This is a genomic window from Pseudoflavonifractor phocaeensis (genome assembly GCF_038439875.1).
Lineage (GTDB): Bacteria > Bacillota > Clostridia > Oscillospirales > Oscillospiraceae > Vermiculatibacterium.
Map to the genome: position 1 here is coordinate 189,353 of NZ_JBCDMT010000003.1, position 25,955 is coordinate 215,307.

The following is a 25,955-nucleotide window of genomic DNA, read 5'->3' on the forward strand; positions in this document are numbered from 1 at the left end:
ACGAAGCGGTCAAACAGGGCCACGGCCCAAAGGGAAAAATGGGAAAGATCCTCATCAATCTGCTGGTCACTTTGGTGGTTGGCGCGGTCTATTTCTACATCTCCCTCCCCGCCCTTAACCTCCAGTCCGAGGAATTCTACGGCTTTGTGCTGCTGTTGTGCGTCGTATACATCCTCTCCGCCTTGGTAACCTCCGGTTTCGATGTGAAGGGTGCCAGCGGACTGAAGGAGTACTTCAAGTTCATCAAATCACAGTGCATGCCCATCGGCATCCTGCTGGCGGGGCTCATCGTGATCGCCATTGTCGGCCAGATAGTGTCCATGCCCATCTTCCGGGCCGGCGCCTACCGGGATCTGCTGGATGTCCAGGAGATGAACGCCGAGGACTTCTCCAAGGACGTCAGCGAGATCTCCTTCAGCGAGATCCCCACCCTGGATCTGGCCTCCGCCCAGTATTTGGGCGACCGGCAGATGGGCACTCTCTCCGACATGGTCAGCCAGTTTGAGGTCTCCGACGCATATACCCAGATCAACTACAACGGCCAGCCCTACCGGGTGGCGGCGCTGGAGTACGCCGACCTCATCAAGTGGTTCACCAACCGCTCCGAGGGCCTGCCCGCCTATGTCATGGTAAACATGGTCACTCAGAAGGCCGACGTCATCCGTCTGCCCGAGGGCCAGGGCGTAAAGTACTCCCCCTCCGAGCCCCTCAACCGCAACATCGCCCGCCACCTGCGCTTCCAGTATCCTACCTTTATGTTCGGCACCCCCGTCTTTGAGGTGGATGACCAGGGCAACCCCTGGTGGATCGCCCCCAAGATCGTCAAGACCATCGGCCTGTTCGGCGGCACCGACATCAACGGGGCCGTCATGGTCAACGCCATCACCGGGGAGAGCCAGTACTACGAAGAGGTCCCCAACTGGGTGGATAACGTCTATAACCCCGCCCTCATCGCCCAGCAGTACGATTATCACGGCACCCTGGTCCATGGCTTTATCAACTCCGTATTCGGCCAGCGGGACGTGAAGGTAACGACCCGGGACTCCAACTATATCGCGTTAAACGACGACGTCTATATGTACACCGGCATCACTTCCGCCACCAGCGACCAGTCCAACCTGGGCTTCCTCCTGTCCAACCAGCGGACCAAGGAGACCAAGTACTACACCGCCCCCGGCGCCACCGAGCAGTCGGCCATGAACTCCGCCATGGGCGTGGTCCAGGACCTTGGCTACACCGCCACCTTCCCCCTGCTGCTGAACATCTCCGGGGAACCCACCTACTTCATCCCCCTAAAAGACAAGACCCAGCTCGTCAAAATGTACGCCATGGTAAACGTTGAGCAGTACCAGATCGTGGCCACCGACACCACGGTCTCCGGTTGCGAGCAGAAGTATATCTCCCTCCTGGCCGAAAAGGGCATCACGCTCCCGGAGGCCCTGCCCCAGACCACCGCCTCCGGCGTCATTGCCGAGCTCCGTTCCGCCGTGCTGGACGGCAACACCTATTACTTTATCCGCCTGGAGAACGAAGAGGTCTTCTACTCCATCTCCGCCGCAAAGAACAACGTGGCCGTCATCCTCAACGTGGGCGACACGGTGACCATTGAGCACGCCCCCGCCGGAGAGGGCGCCCCTTCCTCCATCCTCAGCGGCTACTCCGTGACCCTGAACCAAAAGGGCGACGGCGCCGCAGTTCCCTCTGTGGCCCCCGTCATTCCGCTTCCCGAGGAGAGCCTGTCCTCCGATGACGCCCTCCCCTCCGAGCCTCCCACGGACGCCGTGGGCTGATTGATAAAAAATGGCGGGTGGAACCCAAGAGGTTCCACCCGCCATTTATGTTTTGCTTTGGTATTGCAGCTCAGCAGCCACAGCCGGTGTTACAGCCGCAGCCATTGTTGCAGCCACAGCCGCAGCCACAGCTATTGCCGCCCCAGCCGCCGCCACAGCAGCAGATGATGATGAGGATCAGGATGATCCACAGGCAACCGCCGCCCCAGCCGCCGCCACAACCATTATTGCAGCACCCCATAAGAAGTACCTCCCAAAAAGAGAATTTGAAGTCCGGCAGGTCTTTCCTGTCCGTCTCCATTTCATCTTATGCGGCACTCCCCCGGTGGTGCGTCACTCCCCGCCGGTTTCTTTTTCCGCCGTCTCCGGCGGCAGGGCCTCCATGGTGCCAACACAGCGGTTGATGGGTGTCCCCAGCTGGTAGAATTTCTCCTCATAGTCGGTCATGATCCCCGTAGGGCCGCCGGCGTGGAGATCCCGCGTCACCTCGGACAGCGTGAACCCGGCCTTGGGGAACTGAAACAGAGACCACTCGAAAAGGTCATGGTTATCCGTCTTAAAATGGATCTGCCCCCCTTGAGACAACACCTTGCGGTAGCGCAGCAGAAAGCCCGGATGGGTCAGCCGCCGCTTGGCGTACCGGGCCCCGGGCCACGGGTCACAAAAATTGATATAGATCCGGTCCACCTCGCCGGGGGCAAAATACGCCTCCAGATCGGCGGCGTCGGCGTCCAGGAAAAAGACGTTGTTCAGCTCCAGCTCCCTGGCCCGCTCGGCGGCGATGACCATGGCGTCCGGCACCCGCTCCACGGCGATCAAAAGCGCATCCGGCTCCGCCTGGGCGGTCCCCACCGTAAAACGTCCCTTGCCGCAGCCCAGCTCCACCCGGAGCGCCCCGGTCCCCGGCATCAGCTCCCGCCACCGGCCTCTGTGCTCCTTGGGGTCTGTGATTACCAGTTCTCCACAGGCTTCCAGACGGGGGATCAAATTGGGTTTCTTTCTCATTCGCATGGCAGTTTCCTCATTTCCCAGATATTGTTCTTAGGATACCACACCGAAAGAACTCTTGCAATCCTGGCATTTTTAACGTATAATAAATAGGCGTTTTGAGAGCCCCCCATTGGCGGTGTGTCACACTTGGAAAATGCTGTGCCTGTACCCAAACCACGCTGACATAAAATGTTATTTGGGACACGTAATAGGCCACAGGCAAAATCAAATATCCGGGTATAGCGAAGTTGGTATCGCGCCTGGTTTGGGACCAGGAGACCGTGCGTTCGAGTCGCACTACTCGGACCAGAGGAATCTGGGGCAGGGTGCCTAATAAGGCACCCTGTCCCGATTTATATTGCTGTATAACAACCGACCAACCTTGTGGTGATACAGCGCGGCGAAGTGATCGAAGCATTCAGCGGCAGGGACACCAACACTTATTATTATCAAAACAACCTATGATACCACGAACGGCCATTGCCGGTTGCGCAAGCCTCACAGGCTTGTTCGACCGGCGATGGCCGTTCATTGCTTCTTGGAGCCCAAACCCAATTCACGGGGCATTGCCGCTATGCAGCAGGTCACGCAGTAGGCGGTAGAGGGCATTCACATCCAGCGGCTTTGGGAGGAACCCGTCCATACCGGCGGCCGTCGCCGCGTCCACATCCTCCTGGAAGGTATTGGCGGTCATGGCCACGATGGGGATGGCGGCCGCGTCAGGGCGGGCAAGGGCCCGGATGGTGCGGGCGGCCTCCAGGCCATTCAACTCCGGCATTTGGATATCCATTAAAATCACCTGGAACTCCCCCGGCCGGCTCCCGGCGAACCGCTCCACGGCCTGCCTGCCGTTTACGCTCCGTGTCACATCCGCGCCCTGGATCTCCAAAAGCCGGGCCGCAATCTCCGCGTTGAGATCGTTATCCTCTGCCAGGAGGATATTGACGCCGTCCAGCAGTTTGCCACCCATCAGCTCATCCGGGGCCTTTTTAAGCTCCTCCCCCGGTTCGCCCGGAGGCAGAGCGACGGCAAAGCGGAACTCGCTCCCCCGCCCCGGCCCGCTCCTGACCTCCAGCGTTCCACCCATCATCTTGACGATACTGCTGCTGATGGGCAGGCCCAACCCGGTCCCCTGGCTCTTGGACCGGCTGTTTCCCACCTGCTCAAAGCTTTCAAAAATACGCTTCTGATCCTCCGGCGCAATGCCCACTCCACTGTCGATCACCCGGAAGGTGAAGACAGACGCCCCGCCCATCTCCTCCTCCGTCACCCGCAGGAGGACGCTCCCCCCTGCCGGAGTGAATTTGAACGCGTTGGAGAGCAGGTTGGTAAGCACCTGACGCAGGCGGATGCCGTCACCAGTGACGCTGCTGTGGACGATCTCCTTTTCCAGTGTGTACGCAAGGCCGCGCCGCTGGGCCTCCGGGCCCATCATAGCCTGGATCTCGCCCAGCATACCGTCCAGGGAAAAGGGCTCGCTGGCCAGGGACAGCTTCCCGTTGTCGATCCGGCTCATGTCCAGGATATCGTTGATCAGGTCCAGCATGTAGTGGGCAGAGGCCCGCAGCTTGTCCAGGTTCTCCCGCACATCCTCCGGGACCCCCTCCATCATGCCGGTGAGGTCCGTGAGGCCCACCACGGCGTTCATGGGCGTGCGCAGCTCGTGGCTCATGCGGGAGAGGAACTCCCCTTTGGCCCGGCTCTCCGCCTCCGCCCGTTCCAAATCGCTCTGTATGACGGCCGCGCGCATCCGAGCCCGGTAAATCCCCAGCACAGCCGCCACCACCACCAGGAGAAACAGTGTCAGCACGGCGATAAAGGTCACGGGGTTTGCGTAGATGAGTTCCATCAGCGTGAGATTGCTGGTCCCGATGGAGACCATGTTCCGGTCCAGGATCGTGGAGCGCTCTTTGGCGGAGAGGCTGTTGATGGCCTTGTTGAGAACGGTCAGCAGGTCAGGGTCCGCGGGCCGACTCAGCGCGAAGCTGAGGTCACTGCGGTCGTTGACCGGAGTCACGGGCACCAAATTCGCAAAATGGTAGCGCTGGATATCCAGCTCCAGCCGGCTGGCCAGGCCATAGATAAAGTCGGCCTCCCCCCTGTTCACCGCCATGAGGGCATCGGTGACGGTGGGATAGCTTCGCACCTCGGCCGCCGAAATCCCGGCGGGCATCGCCTGTCCCGCGACGAGGGCGCAGACCAATCCGTCGTCCGGATAGGTGGACGCTTTATTACGCACCACGATGTTGTTCATATCCACATAGGGAGACGTGAGGGGCAGCCCATTCCGAACCGACTCCTCCTCGCTCCCCATATAAAAGCAGAGCAGATCCGCCTCCCCCTCCTGGACCATACGGACCGCGTCGCCATAGCTGTCCGCGGGGATGTAGGCAAAGGAGAGCCCGGTAAATCCGGACACCCCGGCCAGGACATCGGGCACGATCCCGTCGTGAAGATCCTCCTCCGTGTTGAGGCAGAACAGCGGATGGTAGCTCTCTGGCACCGCCACGGTCACAGTGCCCCTGCTCTGGATATAGTCCCGCTCCGCCTTGCTGAGCCGGATATCCACGCTGCTCCCGCTTGGGAAGTTTGCCTCATACCGCTCCGCGCTGAAGTTGGGATTGGAGTCCGCGATCTTTTCCAGGGCCATGTTCAACCCGTCCAGGACCTCCTGGTTCCCCACATTGGTCACGATGTAATATGGCTGTGACTCGAAGGAGGTAACGACGCGGAACTCCGGGGGATCCTCAAACCCGTTTCCCAGCAGCAGATCCACCTCGCCCTCTTCCAGGTAGCGGTAGAGGTTCCCATCCGCAGTGAGCTGGTCGAATCTGTAAGCGCGGATCTCACAATCGAGGTCGTGCATGGACAGGTATTCCCGCAGCCGCCGGATATTCTCCACCGCCCGCTCGTAGACCCCGATGGTCTTGCCGTTCAGGCTTCGCAGGTCATAGCTGTTGATGCTTTCGTCATCCAGGCGGGCCATGAGCACCGCTCTGCTGTACCCGATGTTGTAATCCGGGTAGGCGTAGAACTCCTCAAAGCCGGGGGCGTAGTAGTTGCCCCCCATGAGGTCGTATTTGCCCTCTCTGAACTCCCCGAGCATATGGTCGCCGTCGGTGTCGATGTACTCATACTCCCAGCCGGTGTACTTGGCGATCTCGTTGAGGTAATCCACCACCAGGCCGCGGCGGGTGCCGTCCTCCAACGTCTCGGAGATCCCCGTCACCTCTGGGAAAGGGACCCTGAGCACACGGGCCGGCGCCTCCGCCGCCAGAGCGTCCAATCCCGAGACGGCGGTCAGAAGTGCGGCCAAAAGCACGGCGCTCCCCTGCCTGATCCAATTCTTCAGTCGTTTTCCCATGGCCATCCGTACTCCTCCAAGCGGATCGCGGGCGCCCGCTTATTCGTGACCGTTTCCTCGAATACAATCCGACAGTGTTTTGCAAAGCTGGGCCACATCCAGCGGCTTGCCCACGTGGGCGTTCATCCCGGCCGCCAGGGCGGCGGAGATGTCGTCGCTGAAGGCGTTGGCCGTGGTGGCGATGATGGGGATGGCGCTGGCCTGGGGATGGCCGGAGGAGCGGATACGCCGCGCGGCCTCGTGTCCGTCCATCACCGGCATCTGGACATCCATCAGGATGGCGGCGTAATCACCGGGCTTGGAGGCCAGGAAAGCCTCCAACGCCTGCCGGCCGTCCTCCACACAATCCACCCGTGCCCCCGTTCATGCGCAGCAGCGTGGCCGCGATCTCCTGGTTGAGGGCGTTGTCCTCCGCCACCAGCAGGCGGAAGCCCTCCAGGGGGTTCCCGGCGGGCTTCCCATCCCCGACGGCAAAAGGCCGCCCCCTGTGCTCCAGCGCTGCCTTGACGGCGGCGTAGACGGAGGAGCGGTAGAGGGGCTTTGGAAGGAACCCGTTGACCCCCGCCGCCCGGGCCTCCTCCTCCACCTCGGAAATATCATAGGCCGAGATCATCACGATGGGCACGTCGCTGCCCACTTCCCGTCGGATGCGGCGGGTCACCTCGATCCCGTCCATGTCCGGCATTTTCCAGTCGATGAGACACAGATCGATGTCCCGGCCAGACCGGTGGATCTCCTTGACCCGCTCTACCGCCTCCGCGCCGGACAGCCGCCACTCCGCGGCGATCTTGATCTTTTTCAGAAGGAGGGTTGTCTGTTCGCACACCGGCTGCTCGTCGTCCACGATCAGCGCCCGCAGCCCTTGCCGTTCAAAGTCGGGCTCCGGCACAGCGCTCCCCTCCCCCTTTTGGAAGGGCAGGTCCACAATGCAGGTGGTCCCCTCCCCCAGCGCGCTCTCGACCTGGATCTGGCCCCCCATCAGGGCCACCAGGTTCCGGGTGATGGACATGCCCAGCCCCGTGCCGCCAAACCGCTTGGCGATAGAGGCGTCGGCCTGCTCAAAGGGCTGGAAGATCCGCTCCACCGCCTCCCGGGTCATGCCGATCCCGGTATCGGACAGGATGAACCGCAGCACGTCGGTCTCGCTTCCGCTCTTGTGCCGGGAGACGGCCAAATGGATATGGCCTCCCGGCGGGGTAAACTTCACCGCGTTGGAGCCGAGATTCAAAAGGATCTGGTTGAGCCGCAGCGAATCACCGATAAAGACGGTGTCCTCCCCGAAACCCTCCATGGTCTCCGTGAATTCGACGCCCTTCTCCCTGGCCTGGGCGTAGACGGTGGAGACATATCCGTTGACGATTTCAAAGATGTCGAAGGGTTCGTCCATCAGCACCATCTTGCTGCTCTCGATCTTGGACATGTCCAGCACGTCGTTGATGAGCATCAGCAGGTGCTTGGAAGAGAATGTGATCTTGGACAGGCAGTCCTCCACCCGGGCGGGGTCCTCAACCGAGGCCGCCGCGATGGTGGTCATGCCGATAATGGCGTTTAAGGGTGTGCGGATCTCATGGCTCATCCGGGACAGGAACTCGCTCTTGGCCGTATTGGCGTGCTCCGCGGCCAGCATGGCCTCCTGAAGGATCTGGCGGGAGCGGACCTCCTCGGTGCGGTCGGAAAAGACGGTGATGAGCTGGGGGGTGTTCAGGTCCTCCACCCGGTAGACCCGGATCAGCATCCACCGTTTTTCATGATTGGGCTTGGTGTATTCCACCAGCTTCTCAACCGGCGAGGGAAACCGGGGATTCCCCAGCTCCTCCCGGAAGGCACGGGCATCCTCCTCACGCAGGCCCCGGTAGAGGCTTTCCACGTCCGCCATGTGAATGCCCAGGATCCGCTCCAGGTTGAGCCCCCGGTAATTGATGACGCCGGTCTCCGCGTCCCGGATGACGAACGCGTCGTCGATGCTCAGCGACAGGTTGTCAAAAAGCCTGCTGCGGTCGGCCAGCTCTTTGCGCTGGCGGTGAAGGACGTACTGGGACACCAACAGCACCACCACCATCAGGCCCATCAGCACGACGGAGCCGATCAGGCTGGTGCGCCGCAGGTGTTCCGCGGTCTCGCCGTAGCCCACCTTTTTTGCCTGGGCGGTGGAGATGATCTCCTCCGTCCGGCGAAGCGCCTCGTCATAGAGCGGCTCCAACCGTTCCCCGGAATAGGCTTCGATGTCCCCCGCCGTGGTGTCCGCCCGCCCGCAAAAGGCCAGATAGTCCCTCCGCTCCGTCTCCAGGCGCGACAATGTCTCTTCCAGCTCCCGCACATCCTCCGCGTCGCCCAGATACAGCTCCTTGATCCGGGCCACCGGGGCCTCCAGCAGGCGGTCGAGCTCCTCCAGCTTTCCCCTGGCGTACTCCACGTCGTCGGCGCTGAAATGGCGTTCCAGCCGTCCGGTCCGCAGGCTCATTTCCGACACATAGAGCTTCACGTCCCCGGCGGAGATCACCACCTCGAAGGGATGGTTCGAGATGATCTCCGTCTGCGCCGCCAGGCTGGCGGAATTGTGGATGGTCATGGCCAGGTAACAGAGCATCAGCAGAATAAGGACCGCCGTGCTGACCACGCTGAACCGCTGGCTCCTGATCACGGACCGCTCCTGGGGCTCCGCGTTTTTCTTCATGATTTTTAACTCCCCGTCTCCCAGCCGCATACCCGTCATGGCTGAATACCCGCCGGATACCCGCGGCGGAGCTCCCGCCCCCCGGTGTTTTCCGCCAGGAGCCGCTCAAACTCCCCCACCGGCATCGGCTGGGCGAAATAGTATCCCTGGACACACTCACAGCCGATCACTCTCAGACGCTCCAGCTGCTCCGCCGTCTCCACGCCCTCCGCCACCACGCCCAGCTTCATCAGGTGCGCCAGGTTGATGACGAATTTCATGATCTCCTGGTTGACCGGGGTCACCGGCTCGCTCTGGATGAACTTCATGTCCAGCTTCAGGATATCCACCGGCATCTTGTGGAGCATGTGCAGAGAGGAATAGCCGCTTCCGAAGTCGTCCATTTCAATGACGAAGCCAAGCCGCCGAAGCTGGCTCACCGTGTCAATGATCTGCTGGGGATTTTCTGTGTAGGCGCTCTCCGTGATCTCCAGATGAAGGCTGGAGGGCGGCAGGCCGTGCCGCTGCAGAAGCCCCGTCAAAATCCCGGCCAGGTCCATGTTATAGATATCCGCCCGGGACACATTCACCGAAATGGGAACGGAGGGCAGGCCTCTCTCCCGCCAGTCCCGCAGAACGGCGCAGGCCCTATCCCAGACATACTGGTCCAGCCCGGTGATAAAGCCGTTGCGCTCAAAGAGCGGGATGAAGGCCGCAGGGGACTGAAGGCCCCACTTGGGATGGTTCCAGCGCACCAGCGCCTCGGCGCCCACCATCTGCCGGTCCGCGATCCTGTATTTGGGCTGCAGGTAGATCTCAAACTGCCCTGCCGCCAGCGCCGGCTCCATGCCGTCCACGATCTCCTGCTCCAGCAGCAGCCGCCTGCGCAGCACGTCGTCATAGCAGGCGAAATATTTCTTATACTGCCCCTTGATGCTCTGCGCCGCCAGCAGAGCCCGGTCGCACATCTGCTCCACCGGGACCTCCCGGTCCTCCACGTGGTAGACCCCCCACTTCATCACGATATCCTGGGTCTGGGACTGCGCGTTGATTCGGGCGCAGGCGCTTTGAAACATGGCCTCGGTGTATTCCCAGCCACGTTCGATCATGCAGGCGAACTGGTCGGCATGGAAATGGCTGCAGATCCCCTTCTCCTGGGTATTCTCCGCATAGTTTCGGGCGATGGTCTTTAGGAGCCGGTCTCCGGCGGCGATGCCGAACACGTCGTTAATCAGCTTGAAATTGACCACGTCGGAGCAGATGATGTCGTATTCCTTATCCGGGTTCCGAAGGAGCTGCTCCCTCGCCTGCCGGCAGAAAAAGGCCTTGCTGTAAAGCCCGGTCAGCCGGTCGTACCGGAACTCGTTGACCAGGGCGGCGGTCTCCCGCAGGTGGATGATGTTGGCGGTCCGGTGCAGGATGATCTGCGGCTTGTAGGGCTTGGCCACAAAATCGGCGGCGCCGCAGGACAGGGCCGTCACCTCCTCCGACTCCCCGTCGTTCTGCGTGGTGACGATCACCGGGATGGCGGACAGGGCGGGGTCCTTCTTGACCTCGGCCAGAAATTCATAGCCGTTCATGACGGGCATGACGATATCCAGCAGTATCAGGTCAAAGCCGCCCCCGTCCCGCCGCAGACAGTCCAGGGCCTCCCGGCCGTTTTCCGCCTCCACCACGTCGTAGCCGGGACGCAGTATCTCACACAGGAGGCTGCGGTTGAGCGCGTTGTCTTCCACCACTAGGATCTTTCTTTTCGCGGCCATGGCGCCTTACCCCTCTTTAACCCGGTTGACGGAAAAATATAATTGTTCACATCCATATATATGTCCCAGTATAGCAAATTGCGGCAAAAATAGCAACCTTTTGACAAAGACCGCCAGGTTGTGGAAAACCGGCGCAAAAAATGGTATACTGAATCCGCCGCCGGTCGGATCTTCACGAAAAAAGGAGGCGCCGGAATTGGAAAACAGTACTGAACTGCGCAGCGTTGTCTACAACATTTTGCTTGACCAGATACAATTCGGCACCTACCGCCGGGGGGAGAAGCTGCCCACCATAGAGGAGACCGGCGCGCGGCTCTGCGTGTCCATTGATACGGCCCGGGCCGCCTATTTGCGGCTCAAGGAAAAGGGCTATATCTCCCTTTCAAAGAACGTGGGCGCCACGGTAAAAATAAACTACGGCCCCCAGGAAAGCGAACAGTTCATCCAGACCTTTTTCTCCCGGCGCAAACACGCGATGCTCGACCTGGGCCGCTCCATGCGGCCCCTGTTCGCCAACGCCCAGTGGGTGGGCCTCAAAAGCGCCCCGGCGGAGACGCTGCGGGCGATGGAGGCGCTTTTGAAGGAAGGGCGCGCCGCCGCACCCTACGCGATGCTGAAGCATCTCAATCAGAAATACGGCGGCCTCGGCAACTCCCTCCTCATGCGCCTTGTCTGGCAGACCTTTATGTTCCTGCACGGCCCCTTTTTCAGCCTGGAGGAAAATTTACAGTACTTCGACCAATCCGCCGACTACCTGCCGGAGGTCCTGACCCTCTGCCAAAATAGGGACTGGTCCGCCCTCCGCACCGCGCTGGAGCGGTCCACCGAAAAGCTGTCTCTGGCCCTCGTCCGGTTTTATGACTCCAGGATCACCGCCCTCCCCCCAGAGCAGGAGGAAGCCTTTGCCTGGAGTTCCTACAAAAAAAGCCGGCAGCTCTGTTATTCCCTCGCCATGGACCTTCTCATCTCCATCAGCCGGGGGGAATACCCCGCCGGAAGCCTGCTCCCCTCCCAGGAGGAGCTGGCCGGGCAAAAAGGGGTGTCGGTAAGCACCGTCCGCAGGTCGCTGGAGCTTCTCGGCAGCGTGGGGGCGATCAGGTCCGCGAAATATGTGGGCACGCGGGTCCTGCCCTTTGACCAGGCCACGGAGAACAGTGATTTCACCAAGCCCGTCCTCCAGCGGCGGCTCCTGGATATGGCGGAGAGCCTTCAGATCTTCGCCCTGTCCTGCAAAGACGTCTCCCTGCTGACCCTCTCCTCCCTCGACGCCGGTTCGGTGGCGGCGCTGTGCGGGGAGCTGAAGGCGCGCAAGCAGTGGCGGCGCGGCGATATCTTATCCTACTTCGTACTGGATCTGATCACAAGGCACGCCCCTTGTCAGGCGATACGGACCGTCTACTCCGAATTGCTGCGGCAGTTTTTCTGGGGGTACGCGCTCCACGGCCTGCTGGAAAGCCCGGAGGCCCTCAACGCCATATCCGATCCCTATTTTGACGCGCTGATCGCGGCCCTGGAGGGGGCGGATTACCCACGGTTCTCCGCCAAGCTGGAGGAGCTCATGCTTCACGAGCTTCGCAGGACCGTGAATTCCCTGTCCAGCCTCGGTGTTCCGGGCGTGGAGCACCTTCTGGTCTCCAGTGACAGCATAACTTGAACCCATCAAGGCCCTGTGGATGTTTCCACAGGGCCTTGATGGGTTCAAAGGAGCACGCCGGGGCAGCATGGGCGCCGGTGGTCATGGCGCCACTGTCCCAGAGGGATGGGAGCTAATTCTTTTCCTGGTCCCGCGGCTGCTTGTGTTCCGTGATGTCGGTGCAGTTGATCAGATACGCGTCCTTGTCCTCCCACTTCATCGTGGAATACCAGGCCCGGGTCCAGACGCCGTACCGGGGATTATAGACCTCCGTGTCCCCGGACAGCGGGCAGCTCTCGCAGGGGGTGTCCTGTCCGAAAAACGCCTTGTGGCAGGTCATGCCGACCTTGGCGGAGGGGTCGAGCCGAAGGGTTTTGCGGTTCAGGTACAGCAGTTCGTAGTTGTCCTGACGGATGACGTAGATATAGGAGTCCTGCATGTCCAGGATGGCGTTGAGCTGGACCATGATCTGTTGGTTGCGGTCCGACTCCCGCTTTTTCAGCAGGAAGGTGGTCAAAAGCTGGGCCACCAGGGAGAGCATGCCGATCTCCTCCTGGTTCCACATCCGCAGGCCCGTGCACTCGTCAAACCCGACGAACCCCCGGAACTCCTTCCCGTCGTGCAGCGCGCACTGGAGCGTGGAGCGGATGCCCTGGCTTTCAAAAAGCGCGGCCTGGGCCGGGGTGAGGGCGTGGATGTCCCGGCAGTAAAAGATGGCGTTATCCCGAAACAGTTCCCGATAACCCTCCACCTTTTCCAGAGGATAGTGCTGCAGGAACTCCTTCTGGGGCGGAATGCCCTCGTTGCACCACTCATAGGTGTTGTCCACATATTCTCCCCCGGGGCTGTTCTCAAACACGTAGGCCCGGCTCACATCGAAGCGCCTGCCGATTATCTCCAGGATCGCCTCCACGGCGGCGTTGATATCCTCGCTGTCATACAAGATCTGGAACACGTAGTTGACCAGATTGCCCTTGTTCCCGCCCGTATTCTGGTCGGAATCGATGACCGCGCCCAGGGAGGAGTATCCGATCCGATCCACCGCCGCCATGCTTTTGGGGTCAAACCGGGCATACCTGTTTTTCCCCTGACTCTTGGCCTGGTAAAGGGCCAGATCCGCGCAGTGGTATAGCGTCTGGAAATCCAGTCCGTCCCACGGATAGATGGCCAGGCCGATGCTGCAGGTCACCTCGATGGGCTTCTTTTCCCCCCGGAACAGGTTTTGAAAGATCTCCAAAAGCTTCCGCGCCTTCTCCTCGGCGATTTGGGAGGAGGGGATGTCCTTCAGAAATATGGCGAACTCGTCCCCGCCGATCCGTCCGATCACGTCGGATTTCCGGGTCAGTTTCTTCATGCCCGCCGCCAGCTCGGCCAGGACCGCGTCCCCGAAAAGGTGCCCCTGCCCGTCGTTCACCAGCTTGAAATTGTCCACGTCGATGATGAACATGGCGCAGATGGTCTCCGGCATGCCGTCCAGGTACATCCCCGCCCGCCGCTCCGTCTCGGCGTGGTTGTAGAGCCCGGTCAGGGCGTCCAGCTCCGCCCGGCGGCGCAGGTCCTCCACCATCCGCTTCTCTTCGTCGATGTCCGAAATCGTGCCCACGGCCCGAAGGGGCACGTTCTCCGCGCTGTACTGGGTGGCGGCCCGGATCCGGCACCAGACGTACTGGTCCTTCGAATTGCGGATCCGCACATCCAGCACAGAGCCCGGAGCGCCCTCTTTAGCCGCCTTCAAAAACTCGGCCATGGGGTCCACGTCGTCGGGATGGAAGTGGCGGAAGGTCTCCTCCTTCGACAGGCTGCCGTCATAGTGCGGCGCGTAGCCGAACTTGTCCAGCCAGTTGGGGGAAAAGGACATGGCGTCGGAGGCGAAATCCCACTCAAAAATAATGTCGGAGGACTGGTTCATGATGATCTCCAGGTGCTCCAGGGAGAGCCTCAGCTTTTCCTGGGTGTCCCGCACCTCGGTGAGATCGAGAAGGATACAGAAAAACCGCTCCTCCCGCTCGTCTCCGAAGAGCTTGGCGCTGCTGGCGGTCCACTTATAGCCGCCGTCCTTGCAGACCACCCGGTAACTCAGGGAGAGCCGGTCCCCCCGGCCCAGCTGCCGGTCCACCTCGATGAGGAAATTCTGCCGGTCCGCCGGGTGGATCATCGCGAGGAATTGGTTTTGAAACCGCTGGGCCAGCTCTTCCGCGGTGAATCCAAACATGCCGCGAAAGCCCTCGTTAACTTCCACGATGGTGTAATTCCCGTCGTTCCTGCACTGCATGACGCCCCCGGGTATAAGGTCCAGCAGGGCCTCCCCCTCAGGGCTGAGCCCTTTCAACAGTCTTTGCACGTCTATCTCCCTCACGATTTGAAAGCCGGAGCCCCATGGGGCGGGTCCGGGCCTCTCCATATTGGAATTCAGTTATTTGATCCATCTCTTCAGCGCTTCCATGAGCCTGTCCACCTCGATGGGCTTGGCCACATGGTCGTTCATACCGGCGCTGTGAGCCTTCCCGATATCCGAGGCGAAGGCGTTGGCCGTCAGGGCCAGGATGGGGACGGTCTTCGCGTCGGCCCGGTCCAGGGCCCGAATCGCCTCGGCCGCCTGGTAGCCGTCCATCACCGGCATCTGGATATCCATCAGGATACAGTCGTAGTACCCCGGCCCGGCAGCCTCAAATTTTTCCACCGCCAGCCGGCCGTTCTCGGCCCCCTCGATCAAAAAGCCGTGCATCTGAAGCAGCTCGGTGGCGATCTCACGGTTGAGCCAGTTGTCCTCCACCAGCAGGATCCGCTTCCCCTCCAGGCAGGAGGAGGCCTCCCCGGCGGGAAGGGGCGCGGCGTCGGCCGAGCGCCCGCTCTGGCGGAGCTGGTGGAAGGTATGGGCAATCTTTGATTTGAACAGCGGCTTCGTCAGGAAGGCGTCAGCCCCGGCCCGGCGGAACTCCTCCTCGATCTCGGAGTAGTCGTAGGCCGAAATGACGATGACGGGCACGTCCGCGCCCAGGCGTTTCCGGATCTCCCTGAGGGTCTCCAGCCCGTCCATTCCGGGCATTTTCCAGTCCAGAATCACCGCGAAAAAGTCATCCCTGGCCTCATGGGCCCGGGTCACCCGGGAGACCGCCGCCTCCCCGGACAGCTCCCAGCTGCTCCGCATCCCCAGCTCGTCCAGGATCTCGGCGGCGCTCTCACAGACGATCCGGTCGTCGTCCACCACCAGCACCGGCAGGCCGGAGAGCTCCCCGTTATCCCCCTCGGCCTCCCTGCACAGCTCGAAGGAGACGGCGACGATAAATTGGCTCCCCCCGCCCAGGACGCTTTTGACCTCAATGGTGCCGTTCATCATCCGCACGATATTCTGCGTGATGGCCATGCCCAGCCCCGTGCCCTGGATCTGATTGACCCTGGACTCCTCCGCCCGGGAAAAGGGCTCAAAGATATGGGGGATGAAGGCCTCGGACATCCCGATGCCATTGTCGGTGACGATGAACTCATACTGTCCCCTGCCCTTGGCGAAGGACGGCACCTCCCGGACCCGCAGCCCCACACAGCCGCCCTCGGGCGTATATTTGACGGCGTTGGACAGCAGGTTCACCAAGACCTGCTGAAGGCGGCTTTGATCCGTCACCACGGTCTCGTGCCGCACGTGGTCGGCGTTGATCTGCAGCTCTTGATGCTTTTCCGCCGCCAGGGGGCGGAAGACGTCCATAACGTCCTCGATCAGCTCCGGCAGTGAGACCGCCTCGGAGATAAGGTCGATCTTCCCGCTCTCGATCTTGGACATGTCCAGCACCTCGTTGATCAGGCTCAGGAGATGGCGGCTGGAGACGTTGATCTTGTTCAGGCAGTCCTGTATCTTTTCCGGGGCGTGCATATTGGCCTGGGCGATGACCGTCATGCCGATGATGGCGTTCATGGGCGTACGGATATCGTGGGACATGGAGGAGAGGAAGTTCGTTTTGGCGTCGTTGGCGATCTGGGCCGCCTTGCAGGCGTCCTCCAAGGCCTGCCGCTGACGGGCCTGCTCCGTGCGCTCCGCCGTCACATCCACACCCACGCTGTAATAGGAGGGGATCCCGTCCCAGCTGTCCCCGCCGGCGACATAGCTGTACGTCAGCATCAGGATCTTGACCGCCCCGGTCCGGCTGACCACGCGGCACTCCGCCGCCGCCGGCTCGCCGGTCTCCCTGGCCTGCCCCATGGCGGCTTCGACGCGCGCCACGTCGTCCGGATACACATAGTCGCACCGGGAGTGCAGTTCCTGTTCAAATTGTTCCTTGGTATAGCCGATCAAATCCAAAAAGCCGCCGCTGTACCACAGGACGGTGCGCGTGTCCCTGCCGTCCACCCGGGCCAGTCCGCCGGGGACGCTGCGGATCAGCGCGTCCCGCTCCTGGTCTTTTTTCGCCAGCTTGTACTCGGCGCTGTACATATCGTGGGACAGCTCCAGGCGCGCCCGGCGGCCCTCCCAGTTGATGATCCGGTTCTTGATCAGAAAGGTCCGCTCCAGGACCGGATTCTCAAATTCCCACTCGTAGAAGTCGTCCTCGGTCAGTTTGCTGTTGGTGCAGAAGGGGCAGGGGGTCGTTCTCCCCTGGATGACCTCGTAGCATTTCCGCCCCACCAGCTGGACCGCGGGGGCCCCCAGGACCTCACAGGAATTTTGGTTCAGATACAGCAGCTCATAGGTGTCCATGTCGCTGATGTAGACGTTGCCCTCATAGGAATCCAGCATCCAGTGAAAATAACCCAGCTTCTGCCGGTAGAGCCGGGCCTGCTCCTCTTTTTCCGCGGCCAGCGCGTCCACATCCGCAAGCTCCGCCCGCAGCACCGGTCCGCCCGCCGCCGGGTCCTCCACAAGGGTCCCATAGAGGCGGACCCAGGTGAATCCGCCCTCTTGGCGGGGCAGGCGGAGGGTCGCCTCGATCTCGCGGCCGCCGGTTTCGGCGGCCTGTGACAACGCCTGCCGGATGGCGTCAAAATCGTCGGGGAATCCTGCGTAGTATTGCCGCAGATCATGGAACCGGCCGCAAAAGCCGTCCCGGGAATACCCAGCACGGCGGAAAAAGCTGGAATTTCCCCAGCAGAAGGTCAGATCATCGTCGGGAAGGCAGCAGATCACGCCGATTTTCAGCATGTCCAGCGCCGCCGGACACTGGATTGCTTTCTCTCCGCCGCCCCGCTCCGTCACATGTTTGTTTTCCATGATTTGACCACCTATTCTGTCCGATCCGTGATAATCGTCCCCCATTTTGGGGGGCCTGCACGCACAGCCATGTTATCTGAACGGAGCTCTAATTGTTTACATACATATTTATTGTTTAGTATAGCAAAATCAGGTGCAAATAGCAACACATTGGCGGAAAATGTGGAAACAGAAACGGCGTGCCCGCAAGCCCGGACAGAGCCCGGATTTGGGCTCTCCACCCGACGAAAAACACAAAGGCCGCCGGGGTACCCCGGCGGCCTTTTCTGGTTCCTGTATTTTCGGCGGGCTGTCCGTTCCGCGCACGCCGCGGAGGCTGTGAGGCCGGCCCCGTCAAAACGGGGTGACAGCTCTTCGGATAAATGGTATAGTTATTCATAATCCATTTAAGATCGCCTGGCGGGGAAACCCGCTCGGGAGCGGCCGTCCAAAGACACCGGCAAGTTCTGCCGCCGCTGTGGAAGCGCAGGGAACTCGACCCGTCTCCCCATGATTTTCCCTTATATCCGTACAGCCCTTTGGCCGCTTCCCCCCGGCACAGGGGCGGGCGGTTCGAAACTCCCATGTCCCCGAAAGGAGCCCACCATGCCCAATATCATAGAAATAACCGACTTTTCTCTGCCGGAGCTGGACATCTTTGCCCGTCTTACCCAGGCGCAGCTGCTCAACCGCCGGGAGCCGGAGAAGGGCCTCTTCATCGCGGAGAGCCCGAAGGTGATCGGCCACGCCCTGGACGCCGGGTACGAACCCGTCTCCCTTTTGATGGAGCGCAGGCAGATCGACGGACCGGCCCGGGACATCCTGGCCCGCTGCGGAGAGGCCCCCGTCTATACCGCCGGGCGGGACCTGCTGGCCCAGCTCACCGGCTACCCCCTGACCCGAGGCGTGCTGTGCGCCATGCGCCGCCCCCCGCTGCCCGGCGTTGAGGCGCTGTGCGCCGGGGCCCGCCGGGTGGCGGTGCTGGAGGGCATCGTGGACCCCACCAACGTGGGCGCCATCTTCCGCTCCGCCGCGGCGCTGCACGTGGACGCCCTGCTGGTCACGCCCACCTGCTGCGACCCCCTGCACCGGCGGGCGGTGCGGGTCAGCATGGGCACCGTGTTCCAGATCCCGTGGACCCGCATCGGCAGCGAGCCTGCCCACTGGCCCCGGCCAGGGATCGACCGCCTGCGGGCGCTGGGCTTCCAGACAGCCGCCATGGCCCTCAGCGATACCGCCGTCAGCATCGAGGACCCCCGGCTCATGGCGGAGGAAAAGCTGGCCATCGTCCTGGGCACCGAGGGGGACGGCCTGTCGGAGCGCACCATCGCCGCCTGCGACTACACCGTGTGCATCCCCATGTCCCACCAGGTGGATTCCCTAAACGTGGCGGCGGCCAGCGCCGTGGCTTTTTGGCAGCTGAGGGCCCGCTGAGGGTTCCCCCCAGGGCCCTTACGGGCGGCGGGGCCGGATGCCGCCCGTGGCCGGGTTGTCGATCAGTTTTCCCCCCTCCCTGAAGCGGGAGCCGTGGCAGGGGCAGTCCCAGGAGCGCTCCGCCCCGTTCCATTTCAGCGCGCATCCCATGTGGGGACAGCGTGGGGCCGTGGGGGTCAGCAGGTCCACCGCGGCCTCCATAGCGTTGAGCGCCAGCTGGGGCCGGAGCATGCTCCTGGAGGGGGAAAACACCCCGGCATAGGGGTTCTCCTTCCCCGTGATCAGATCGGTCAGCACCAGGGCGGCCGCCATGGAGGAGGTCATGCCCCATTTGTTGAAGCCGGCGGCCACATACAGCCCCGGCGTATTTTTGGAATAGCGGCCGATATACGGCACGTCGTCCAGCGTCATGCAGTCCTGGGTGGACCAGCGGTACCGCTCCTTGGCGTTGGGATAATGGCGGGCGGCGAACCGGCTGAGCTCCTCCCAGTTCCCCCCGCTCTTCCCCGTGCGGTGGTCTCCGCCCCCAATGAGCAGTAAATGTTCAAAATTGCGGAAGGACATCCCCTTGAGGGCGTCGTCCACGTACATGCCTCCCACGTCCGGTGCGCCCTCCAGGGCAATCACATAGGAGCGGTGCTGGTACAGCTTCAAAAAGTAGCTGCCCCGCAGATTGAGAAAGGGAAAGTGGGTCGCCACGATGATCTGTTCCGCCGTGATGGTGCCCCGGTCCGTGACCGCCCTGTGTCCCGCCACCTCCCGCACCATGGTGTGCTCGTAGATCTCCAGCCCTTCGGTGATCCCGTGGACAAATTTCAGCGGATTGAACTGGGCCTGATCCGGGAACCGGACGGCGCCCGCCACGGGAAAGGGCAGGGGGAGCTGGCCCACAAACTCCGCGGGAAAGTCCAGCCGCCGGAGGGCCTCCATCTCGTCCTCAACGGCCTGGGGATCGTCCAGGGAATAGACGAAGGCGTTCCGCCGCTCAAAATCGCAGTCGATGCCCTCGCAGAGCTCTCCATAGGCCCGCAGGGCCTCCTGATTGGCCCGGAGGTACAGCGCCGCCGTCTCCGGGCCGAACCGCTTGACCAGCTTGTGATAGATGAGCCCGTGCTGGGAGGTGATCTTGGCGGTGGTGTTTTTGGTGACCCCGCCGCAGACGGTGTCCGCCTCCACCAGGGCGCAGGCCACCCCGGCCCGCTGGAGCATATAGGCGCACAGGACTCCCGCCATGCCTCCGCCGATCACAAGGACCTGGACCTTCAGGTCCCCGTTCAGGCTTTCGAACCTTCGCGGCGTGACGGAAGCGCTCCATAGGGATTTGGGGTGGACGGTTCCTTCTTTCATTTTCCGGTCCTCTCTTTCCGCTCAGTTGCCTTAAAGACAGACTTTAGTATAACCCGTTTCACGGAAATAAGAGGCGGGGCCCTTTTTCCCCGCTCCTGTGGTATTATGATAGGGACACATTTCCACTCAGGGAAAGGAAGGCGCCAACATGGCAGACATCATCGACTTCAGCCAATACGCTCAGACCCCCGGCCTGGACAGCATGGACAGGGAGGGGCTGTCCGCTTTTCTGCGGGATGTCCGGGCCCAGATCGCCCGGCTGGACGAAGAGGAGCCCGGGGACATGGAGAGTGAGGAATACGAGATCTGGGGCGACCGCCACGAGGAGCTGGAGGATCTGGCCGACGAGATCCTGGACCGGCTGGATGAACTGGATTGACCCGGATTTTCAGGAGAGGATGAGGCCCATGCGCATTTTGATCGACGCCGACGGCTGTCCCGTGGTGGACCTGACCCTGTCCATCGCCCGCAGACGAGGGGTGGAATGCCTCATCCTCTGCGATACCTCCCACGTCTTTGAAAAGCCCGGGGCCGCCACCCTCACCGTATCCAAGGGGGCGGACAGCGTGGATTTCGCCCTGGTAAACCTCCTGCGGCCCGGAGATATCGCCGTCACCCAGGATCACGGCCTGGCGGCCATGTGCCTGGCCCGGCGGGCCAGGGCCCTGGACCAGAACGGCATGGAATATACCTCCGGCAACATCGACGCCCTGCTGCTGGCCCGGCACACCTTTCAAAAGATCAGCCGTGCCGGCGGGCGCCTGAAAGGCCCCGCCCGCCGTGGGCCGGACCAGGACCGCGCCTTCGCCGCGACTCTGGAGCGGCTTCTGGACGAAACCCCCTGAGACCGCTCCCGGGCGGGGCTTCGGCTCATGCCGGGGCATCCCATCAAAGCCGCCTCAAAAAAGGGGCCCGGAGCGCATCTCGCTCCGGGCCCCTTTTCTTTTTGCCCCTATGCCCTGACAGCCCAGCGCAGCTTGGTGGAACGGGCCCGTGGGTTTTGAAAGCACTCCTGGGCGGAGGGGCGGGTGACGTCCCCTGCGATCTCCCGGTAGAGCCCCTCCCGCAAGTGCTGCTTGAAGGCCTTTTTTACCAGCCGGTCCTCTCCGGAGTGGAAGGTCAGCACCGCCGCCCGGCCCCCGCTCTTCAGCACGCCGGGCAGCTTCTCCAAAAAGGCGTACAGCGCCTCGAACTCGCTGTTGACGTCGATGCGCAGGGCTTGGAAGGTCCGCTGGCAGGACTTCTTCACCGCCTCCTTCCGCTCCGCCTGGGGCAGGAATGAGAGGGCCTCCTCCACAATGGCCGCCAGCTGCCGGGTGGTCTCCACGCGCCCGCCCCCCTTGAGGGTCCCCAGGACGCCTTTGGCGATCCGTTCGGCGTAGGGCTCGTCGGCGTTCTCCACCAGCAGGGCCGTCAGCTCCTCCTCGTCCAGCTCCCGCAGCCGCTGGGCGGCGGTGATGCCGGTGGTGGGGTCCAGCCGCAGGTCCAGGGGGCCGTCCCGCTTGAAGGTAAAGCCCCGCCCGGGATCGTCGATCTGCATGGAGGAGACCCCCAGGTCCGCCAGGACGAAATCAAAGGCCTCACCGGGGGCCACCTGATCCACCTGGGAGAAGTTCATGCGGCGGATGGTCAATATCTCAGGGCCGTACCCCAGCTCCGCCAGACGGGCCCGGGTCTTTTCCGACTCCACCGGGTCCACGTCGGTGGAGTAGAGATGGCCTTGCCCCTGGAGCTGCTCCAGCATTTTCCGGGTGTGGCCGCCGTAGCCCAGGGTGGCGTCATAGCCCGTCATGCCCGGCTGGATCTGGAGCACGTCCAAAATCTCCTCCACCATGATGGGGATATGCATCCCGGCGGGGGTCTTACCGCTTTGGATGATCTTCTCCACGTCGGACCGGTACTTCTCGGGGTTCAGCTCCTTGTATTTCTCCTGAAAGTTCCGGGGGTGGGTCCCCTGATAGCGGACGCGGCGCTTGTGCTCCTGCTCCATGGCGATCAGCTCCTTCTCTCGTGGTGGATATCATACCACAAAACCGCCGGAAAGAGAAGGGCGGGCCGCCGGGGGACGGCCCTACCCCAAATCCGGGATATGTGGTAGAATCAGATATCATACCAGACAAACGGAGGAAACGCCATGGTCAGAGACATCATGAAAGACCCCCTTTTTCTCGCCCTCCCCTCCTCCCCCGCCACCCAGGCGGACCGCGCCGCGGCGGAGGATTTGCTGGATACCCTGCGCTCCAACGCCGGAGGATGCGTGGGGATGGCCGCCAATATGATCGGGGTATCCAGGCGCATCATCGCCTTCGACAACGAGGGGAGCTATCTCCTCATGTTCAACCCGGAGATCGTCAAACGCTCCGGCCCCTATGAGGCGGAGGAGGGGTGCCTCTCCCTCCCCGGCGTCCGCCGGGCCAGGCGGTACCGCTCCATCAAGGTGCGGTACCAGAACGAGGATTTCCAGATCCGGCTGAAAACCTTCACCGGCTGGACGGCCCAGATCATCCAGCACGAGATCGACCACTGTGACGGGGTGCTGATCTGATATGGAAAAAATGATGGAGCTCTCCCCCTATACGGTCCGCCTTTTTCAGGCTCCCGACAGCCGGGATCTTGTGTACTGCCCTCTCTCTCCCCGGGAGGCGGAGGAGGTCTGGCGGCTCCTCCCGGAGCCCAGGCCCGCCCTGGCCGCGGTGAGCGGCATGGACTGGGAGAGGGACCTCTCCCCCTGGCCCGCCCCACGGGCCTTTCGCGGGGGAAAGGACTTCGGCGGGGGCGCCCCTCTCTTTCTGGAGGAACTGACCCGCCGCCTTCTCCCCGCCGTGGAGGGGGAATTGGGGTTCCTCCCCCGCTCCCGGGGCATCGCGGGCTACTCCCTGGCCGGGCTGTTCGCCCTGTGGGCGGTCTACCAGGGGGACCTCTTTGACCGGGCGGCCAGCCTGTCCGGCTCCCTCTGGTTCGACGGATTTGTGACGTACATGGAGACCCACACCTTTCCCAGGCCGCTGGAAAAAGTGGTCCTCTCCCTGGGCGACCGGGAGAAGGCGGCCGGGAACCCCCGGCTGGCGTCGGTGGAGGAGCGCACCCGCCAGGCCGCCGGGCTGCTCCAGGCCCAAGGCGTCCCCGTGACCCTGGAGTGGAACCAGGGCGGACATTTCAAAGACGTCCCGGAGCGGATCGCCAAGGGCATTTCGGCCCTCTTCTGAGCCAGCATTTTCAAAACACCCCTCCCCTTTTCCCGGAATACAATGGGTATGTCATTGTGATTTGAAATCGGGAGGGAACCGTCTTGAATATCCGAAAATACGCGCTCCTGGAGCCGGCCGCCGTGCAGGTCTGCGTGGAGAACGCCAAGCCGCCGCTCATCTTCCAGCTCCCGCCGGAGCAGGGGCGGGCCGCCCTGGACGCCGCCCAGGCCTCCCCGGTCCCCATGTGGCCCGCCAAGATCGACAGCTATCACGCGGACACCGGACCCTGGGGCCGTCTGCCCGTGTATGTCGTCACCCCGGAGGAGACCCGGACCCCCGCGGACGTCATCTTTTACATCCACGGCGCGGGCTGGGTCTTCGGCAATCTCCGCACCCACGAAAAGCTGGTGCGGGAGCTGGCCGGGCGGACCCGTTCCATCGTCATCTTCCCGGAGTACAGCCTCTCCCCCGAGGCCCGGTACCCCACCGCCATCGAACAGTGCTACTCCATCCTCTGTCAGCTTCCCCGGCTGGCCGAGCTGGCCGGATTCCAGTTCGACCCCGCCACCCTCACTGTGGCCGGGGACAGCGTGGGCGGGAACATGGCCGCTGTCATGACCCTCATGGCCAAATTCCGCCAGGGCCCCGCCATCCACAAGCAGCTGCTCTACTACCCCGTCACCAACGCCTCCTTCGACACACCCTCCTACCGGGAGTTCGCCTCCGGCTTTTACCTCTACCGGGCGGGGATGCAGTGGTTCTGGGACCAGTACGCCCCCTCGGAGGCCGCCCGCCGCCAGATCACCGCCTCCCCCCTGCGCGCCTCCCTTCAAGACCTGGAGGGCCTGCCCGACGCCATGATCCTGAACGGCGAGTGCGACGTGCTGCGGGACGAGGGGGAGGCTTACGCCGACAAGCTCCGTCTGGCCGGGGTAGACGTGGCCTCCATCCGTTTCCGCGGGATGATCCACGACTTCGTCATGCTCAACGCCCTGGACCAGACCAATGCCTGCCGGGCGGCCATGGATGCCTCCACCGGCTGGATCGACCGGAAAAACCGGGAGAAACGGGAGTCCGGCTGTCCCGGCTGATCCCCCTTTGAAAAGACCGCCTTCGGGCGGTCTTTTTTGTGTCCCGCAAAACTTTAAAATATTTTTCAAATACCCGCGATAAAAGGGCCCCCTCCCGCATTATCAGGGCAGAGACGGAAAACCGGCTCCCCACACGAACCACACGATCTGAAAGGATGGTATCACTATGAAACGGATCTCTATGCGCACCCCCGCCGCCGTCTGCCTGCTGGCCGGGGCCCTGACCCTGGGCGCCGCGGCGGCCACCGGCATCCAGTCCATCACCGCCACCCTGCGTCCCGACATCAGCGTGGAAGTCAACGGCGAGAAACAGACCATGTACGACAAAAACGGCGACGTGGTCTACCCCATCGAATACGGCGGCTCCACCTACCTGCCCATCCGGGCCATCGGCGGGCTGCTGGACCAGGAGGTCCTCTGGGATTCCAAGACCCAGACCGTATCCCTGAGCCCCAAGACCGAGACCCCGCCCGAGGAGCTGACCGCCGGCGCCCTGACTCGCCGGGCGGAGAAGCTGGAGGCCCGCTACGTCAATCTCATCGCCGACCGTGACGCCGCCGATAAGGCCGGGACCTACGGCGAGAACCTGACCATCTACCGCCGCCTGGAGGACCGCCGCCTGTCCCTGGTGGACGACCTGCGGGAGATGCAGGTGGACCTGAGCGAGGCCTACCGGCTGGAGCTTTTGACCAAGGCCCAGCGGGACGCCCTGAACGACCGGATGAACACCCTGGACAGCCGTCTGGTCACGCTGGCCAAGGACCTGATCTCCAAGTACGGCATTGACGCCGGAAGCACCTACCAGACCCTTCGGGCCGAGGCCGACCATCTGGAGAAGGACCGGGCCGCGCTGAAGAGGCTGGTGGACTCCGCCGCCTCCGCCAAGGACTACAACGCCTGGAAGACCGCCGACGCCAACGCCCGGGAGGACTGGAAAACCTTCCGCAGTGACGTCACCGCCCTCCAGATCGCCCTGAACGACAGCCTGCGCCAGTCCGCCATCAGCTACGCGGAGTATAACGAGCTGGTGGCCGCCGCCGACGTGCTGGACATCGCCTGCAAGGACTATAAGGCGACCCTGGACCAGGCCCAGGCCGGCTGGACCGGTTCCCAGTCCAAGCCCGACGACAGCTGGGCCAATCAGGATACCGAGGCCTATTCCAACCAGATCGCCGCCCTCAGGGACCGCACCGACGCCCTGTTCGTCCAGTGCCGGGACCACTTCACCTCCCACTCCGGCGACACCGACTCCGGCCGGGCCCTGATGTCCCAGGTGGAGGCCCTCTCCGATGAGATCGACCACCTGGAGGACGCCATTGAGGACAGCTCCAAGCTGGGCCGCCAGGCCAGATGGGAGCTGCTCCGGGATCTGGACAAGGCCGAGGACACCTTGGATAAGGCCGAGGATTTCCTGGAGAAGGCGGGCATCGACGACGACTGGGACGACGACCATCACGACCGCGGCTGGCACAAGGGCTGGGACGACGAAGACGACGATTGATCCCTCCGCGCCATGGGGGCGGGCC

General features: G+C 62.6%; 19 protein-coding genes and 1 tRNA gene. 10 read left to right on the top strand and 10 right to left on the bottom strand.

All coding sequences use genetic code 11. The features are described 5' to 3' along the window. The first annotated feature begins 38 nt into the window (after positions 1-38). The gene (locus AAEU42_RS05630; RefSeq protein WP_342232560.1) at positions 39-1,790 is read left to right on the top strand and encodes a CvpA family protein; all 1,752 of its coding nucleotides are present in this window, start codon (positions 39-41) and stop codon (positions 1,788-1,790) included. Positions 1,791-1,860: 70 nt separating this feature from the next. Here the strand turns inward: AAEU42_RS05630 and AAEU42_RS05635 are convergent, their stop codons facing one another. Beyond that, positions 1,861-2,031: a hypothetical protein gene (locus AAEU42_RS05635; RefSeq protein WP_342232561.1), complete on the bottom strand. Its 171-nt coding sequence runs from the start codon at positions 2,029-2,031 to the stop codon at positions 1,861-1,863. A gap of 92 nt (positions 2,032-2,123) precedes the next feature. Then, positions 2,124-2,795 (bottom strand): tRNA (guanosine(46)-N7)-methyltransferase TrmB, encoded by a 672-nt coding sequence (trmB, locus tag AAEU42_RS05640; RefSeq protein WP_342232562.1) that lies wholly within the window; start codon positions 2,793-2,795, stop codon positions 2,124-2,126. Positions 2,796-3,013: 218 nt separating this feature from the next. Here trmB and AAEU42_RS05645 point away from each other — a divergent pair. Next, positions 3,014-3,089, top strand: a tRNA-Pro gene (locus AAEU42_RS05645). Between the two features lie 247 nt (positions 3,090-3,336). Here the strand turns inward: AAEU42_RS05645 and AAEU42_RS05650 are convergent. Genes AAEU42_RS05650 through AAEU42_RS05665 form a run of 4 tightly spaced genes read right to left on the bottom strand, consistent with a single transcriptional unit; the run spans position 3,337 to position 10,560 of the window. Continuing rightward, complete coding sequence (locus tag AAEU42_RS05650) at positions 3,337-6,144, bottom strand: ATP-binding protein (protein WP_342232563.1); 2,808 nt, start codon at positions 6,142-6,144, stop codon at positions 3,337-3,339. A 39-nt stretch (positions 6,145-6,183) separates the two neighbouring features. Then, complete coding sequence (locus AAEU42_RS05655; RefSeq protein WP_342232564.1) at positions 6,184-6,495, bottom strand: response regulator; 312 nt, start codon at positions 6,493-6,495, stop codon at positions 6,184-6,186. After that, positions 6,434-8,818 (bottom strand): ATP-binding response regulator, encoded by a 2,385-nt coding sequence (locus AAEU42_RS05660; protein WP_342232565.1) that lies wholly within the window; start codon positions 8,816-8,818, stop codon positions 6,434-6,436. The genes AAEU42_RS05655 and AAEU42_RS05660 overlap by 62 nt, the downstream gene beginning before the upstream one ends. Positions 8,819-8,853: 35 nt before the next feature. Continuing rightward, positions 8,854-10,560 carry a two-component system response regulator gene (locus tag AAEU42_RS05665; protein ID WP_342232566.1) on the bottom strand — a complete coding sequence of 569 codons (1,707 nt, stop codon included), beginning with the start codon at positions 10,558-10,560 and terminating at the stop codon, positions 8,854-8,856. Positions 10,561-10,756: 196 nt separating this feature from the next. Between AAEU42_RS05665 and AAEU42_RS05670 the strand changes: the two genes are divergently transcribed. Next, on the top strand, positions 10,757-12,214 hold the full coding sequence (locus AAEU42_RS05670; protein WP_342232567.1) for a GntR family transcriptional regulator: 1,458 nt from the start codon (positions 10,757-10,759) through the stop codon (positions 12,212-12,214). 112 nt (positions 12,215-12,326) lie between these two features. Here the strand turns inward: AAEU42_RS05670 and AAEU42_RS05675 are convergent, their stop codons facing one another. Next, the gene (locus AAEU42_RS05675) at positions 12,327-14,522 is read right to left on the bottom strand and encodes a sensor domain-containing diguanylate cyclase (RefSeq protein ID WP_342232568.1); all 2,196 of its coding nucleotides are present in this window, start codon (positions 14,520-14,522) and stop codon (positions 12,327-12,329) included. 84 nt (positions 14,523-14,606) lie between these two features. Then, positions 14,607-17,390, bottom strand: coding sequence for a PAS domain-containing hybrid sensor histidine kinase/response regulator (locus AAEU42_RS05680; protein WP_342232569.1), 2,784 nt, complete (start codon positions 17,388-17,390; stop codon positions 14,607-14,609). Between the two features lie 585 nt (positions 17,391-17,975). Between AAEU42_RS05680 and AAEU42_RS05685 the strand changes: the two genes are divergently transcribed. Continuing rightward, on the top strand, positions 17,976-18,803 hold the full coding sequence (locus tag AAEU42_RS05685) for a TrmH family RNA methyltransferase (RefSeq protein WP_342232570.1): 828 nt from the start codon (positions 17,976-17,978) through the stop codon (positions 18,801-18,803). Positions 18,804-18,821: 18 nt separating this feature from the next. Here AAEU42_RS05685 and AAEU42_RS05690 read toward each other — a convergent pair whose 3' ends face one another. Continuing rightward, positions 18,822-20,150 carry an FAD-dependent oxidoreductase gene (locus AAEU42_RS05690; RefSeq protein WP_342232571.1) on the bottom strand — a complete coding sequence of 443 codons (1,329 nt, stop codon included), beginning with the start codon at positions 20,148-20,150 and terminating at the stop codon, positions 18,822-18,824. Between the two features lie 148 nt (positions 20,151-20,298). Here AAEU42_RS05690 and AAEU42_RS05695 point away from each other — a divergent pair, with 148 nt between their 5' ends. Together AAEU42_RS05695 and AAEU42_RS05700 are read left to right on the top strand one after the other, a co-directional pair. Next, on the top strand, positions 20,299-20,529 hold the full coding sequence (locus AAEU42_RS05695) for a hypothetical protein (protein ID WP_342232572.1): 231 nt from the start codon (positions 20,299-20,301) through the stop codon (positions 20,527-20,529). 28 nt (positions 20,530-20,557) lie between these two features. Further along, a complete protein-coding gene (locus AAEU42_RS05700) occupies positions 20,558-20,995 on the top strand; it encodes a YaiI/YqxD family protein (protein WP_342232573.1) in 438 nt (145 codons plus the stop codon). Positions 20,996-21,102: 107 nt separating this feature from the next. Here AAEU42_RS05700 and rsmH read toward each other — a convergent pair whose 3' ends face one another. Beyond that, positions 21,103-22,140 carry a 16S rRNA (cytosine(1402)-N(4))-methyltransferase RsmH gene (gene rsmH / locus AAEU42_RS05705; protein WP_342232574.1) on the bottom strand — a complete coding sequence of 346 codons (1,038 nt, stop codon included), beginning with the start codon at positions 22,138-22,140 and terminating at the stop codon, positions 21,103-21,105. A 144-nt stretch (positions 22,141-22,284) separates the two neighbouring features. Between rsmH and AAEU42_RS05710 the strand changes: the two genes are divergently transcribed. The 4 genes from AAEU42_RS05710 to AAEU42_RS05725 all read left to right on the top strand — a co-directional run bounded on the left by AAEU42_RS05710 (position 22,285) and on the right by AAEU42_RS05725 (position 25,930). Next, positions 22,285-22,695 carry a peptide deformylase gene (locus AAEU42_RS05710; RefSeq protein ID WP_342232575.1) on the top strand — a complete coding sequence of 137 codons (411 nt, stop codon included), beginning with the start codon at positions 22,285-22,287 and terminating at the stop codon, positions 22,693-22,695. Position 22,696: 1 nt separating this feature from the next. Then, positions 22,697-23,356 (top strand): alpha/beta hydrolase, encoded by a 660-nt coding sequence (locus AAEU42_RS05715; RefSeq protein WP_342232576.1) that lies wholly within the window; start codon positions 22,697-22,699, stop codon positions 23,354-23,356. 83 nt (positions 23,357-23,439) lie between these two features. Then, positions 23,440-24,429, top strand: coding sequence for an alpha/beta hydrolase (locus tag AAEU42_RS05720; protein ID WP_342232577.1), 990 nt, complete (start codon positions 23,440-23,442; stop codon positions 24,427-24,429). Positions 24,430-24,595: 166 nt separating this feature from the next. Next, positions 24,596-25,930 carry a stalk domain-containing protein gene (locus tag AAEU42_RS05725; protein WP_342232578.1) on the top strand — a complete coding sequence of 445 codons (1,335 nt, stop codon included), beginning with the start codon at positions 24,596-24,598 and terminating at the stop codon, positions 25,928-25,930. The last annotated feature ends 25 nt before the right edge of the window (positions 25,931-25,955 follow it).

What these genes read in the sequence shown, in the direction of transcription:
- AAEU42_RS05665 (WP_342232566.1), bottom strand. Translation starts at nt 10,560, where the DNA reads ATGGCCGCGAAAAGAAAGATCCTAGTGGTGGAAGACAACGCGCTCAAC.
- AAEU42_RS05680 (WP_342232569.1), bottom strand. Translation starts at nt 17,390, where the DNA reads ATGGAAAACAAACATGTGACGGAGCGGGGCGGCGGAGAGAAAGCAATC.
- AAEU42_RS05710 (WP_342232575.1), top strand. Translation starts at nt 22,285, where the DNA reads ATGGTCAGAGACATCATGAAAGACCCCCTTTTTCTCGCCCTCCCCTCC.
- AAEU42_RS05715 (WP_342232576.1), top strand. Translation starts at nt 22,697, where the DNA reads ATGGAAAAAATGATGGAGCTCTCCCCCTATACGGTCCGCCTTTTTCAG.
- AAEU42_RS05660 (WP_342232565.1), bottom strand. Translation starts at nt 8,818, where the DNA reads ATGAAGAAAAACGCGGAGCCCCAGGAGCGGTCCGTGATCAGGAGCCAG.
- trmB (WP_342232562.1), bottom strand. Translation starts at nt 2,795, where the DNA reads ATGAGAAAGAAACCCAATTTGATCCCCCGTCTGGAAGCCTGTGGAGAA.
- AAEU42_RS05630 (WP_342232560.1), top strand. Translation starts at nt 39, where the DNA reads ATGGGAAAGATCCTCATCAATCTGCTGGTCACTTTGGTGGTTGGCGCG.
- AAEU42_RS05700 (WP_342232573.1), top strand. Translation starts at nt 20,558, where the DNA reads ATGCGCATTTTGATCGACGCCGACGGCTGTCCCGTGGTGGACCTGACC.
- AAEU42_RS05695 (WP_342232572.1), top strand. Translation starts at nt 20,299, where the DNA reads ATGGCAGACATCATCGACTTCAGCCAATACGCTCAGACCCCCGGCCTG.
- AAEU42_RS05725 (WP_342232578.1), top strand. Translation starts at nt 24,596, where the DNA reads ATGAAACGGATCTCTATGCGCACCCCCGCCGCCGTCTGCCTGCTGGCC.
- AAEU42_RS05690 (WP_342232571.1), bottom strand. Translation starts at nt 20,150, where the DNA reads ATGAAAGAAGGAACCGTCCACCCCAAATCCCTATGGAGCGCTTCCGTC.
- AAEU42_RS05685 (WP_342232570.1), top strand. Translation starts at nt 17,976, where the DNA reads ATGCCCAATATCATAGAAATAACCGACTTTTCTCTGCCGGAGCTGGAC.
- rsmH (WP_342232574.1), bottom strand. Translation starts at nt 22,140, where the DNA reads ATGGAGCAGGAGCACAAGCGCCGCGTCCGCTATCAGGGGACCCACCCC.
- AAEU42_RS05635 (WP_342232561.1), bottom strand. Translation starts at nt 2,031, where the DNA reads ATGGGGTGCTGCAATAATGGTTGTGGCGGCGGCTGGGGCGGCGGTTGC.
- AAEU42_RS05650 (WP_342232563.1), bottom strand. Translation starts at nt 6,144, where the DNA reads ATGGGAAAACGACTGAAGAATTGGATCAGGCAGGGGAGCGCCGTGCTT.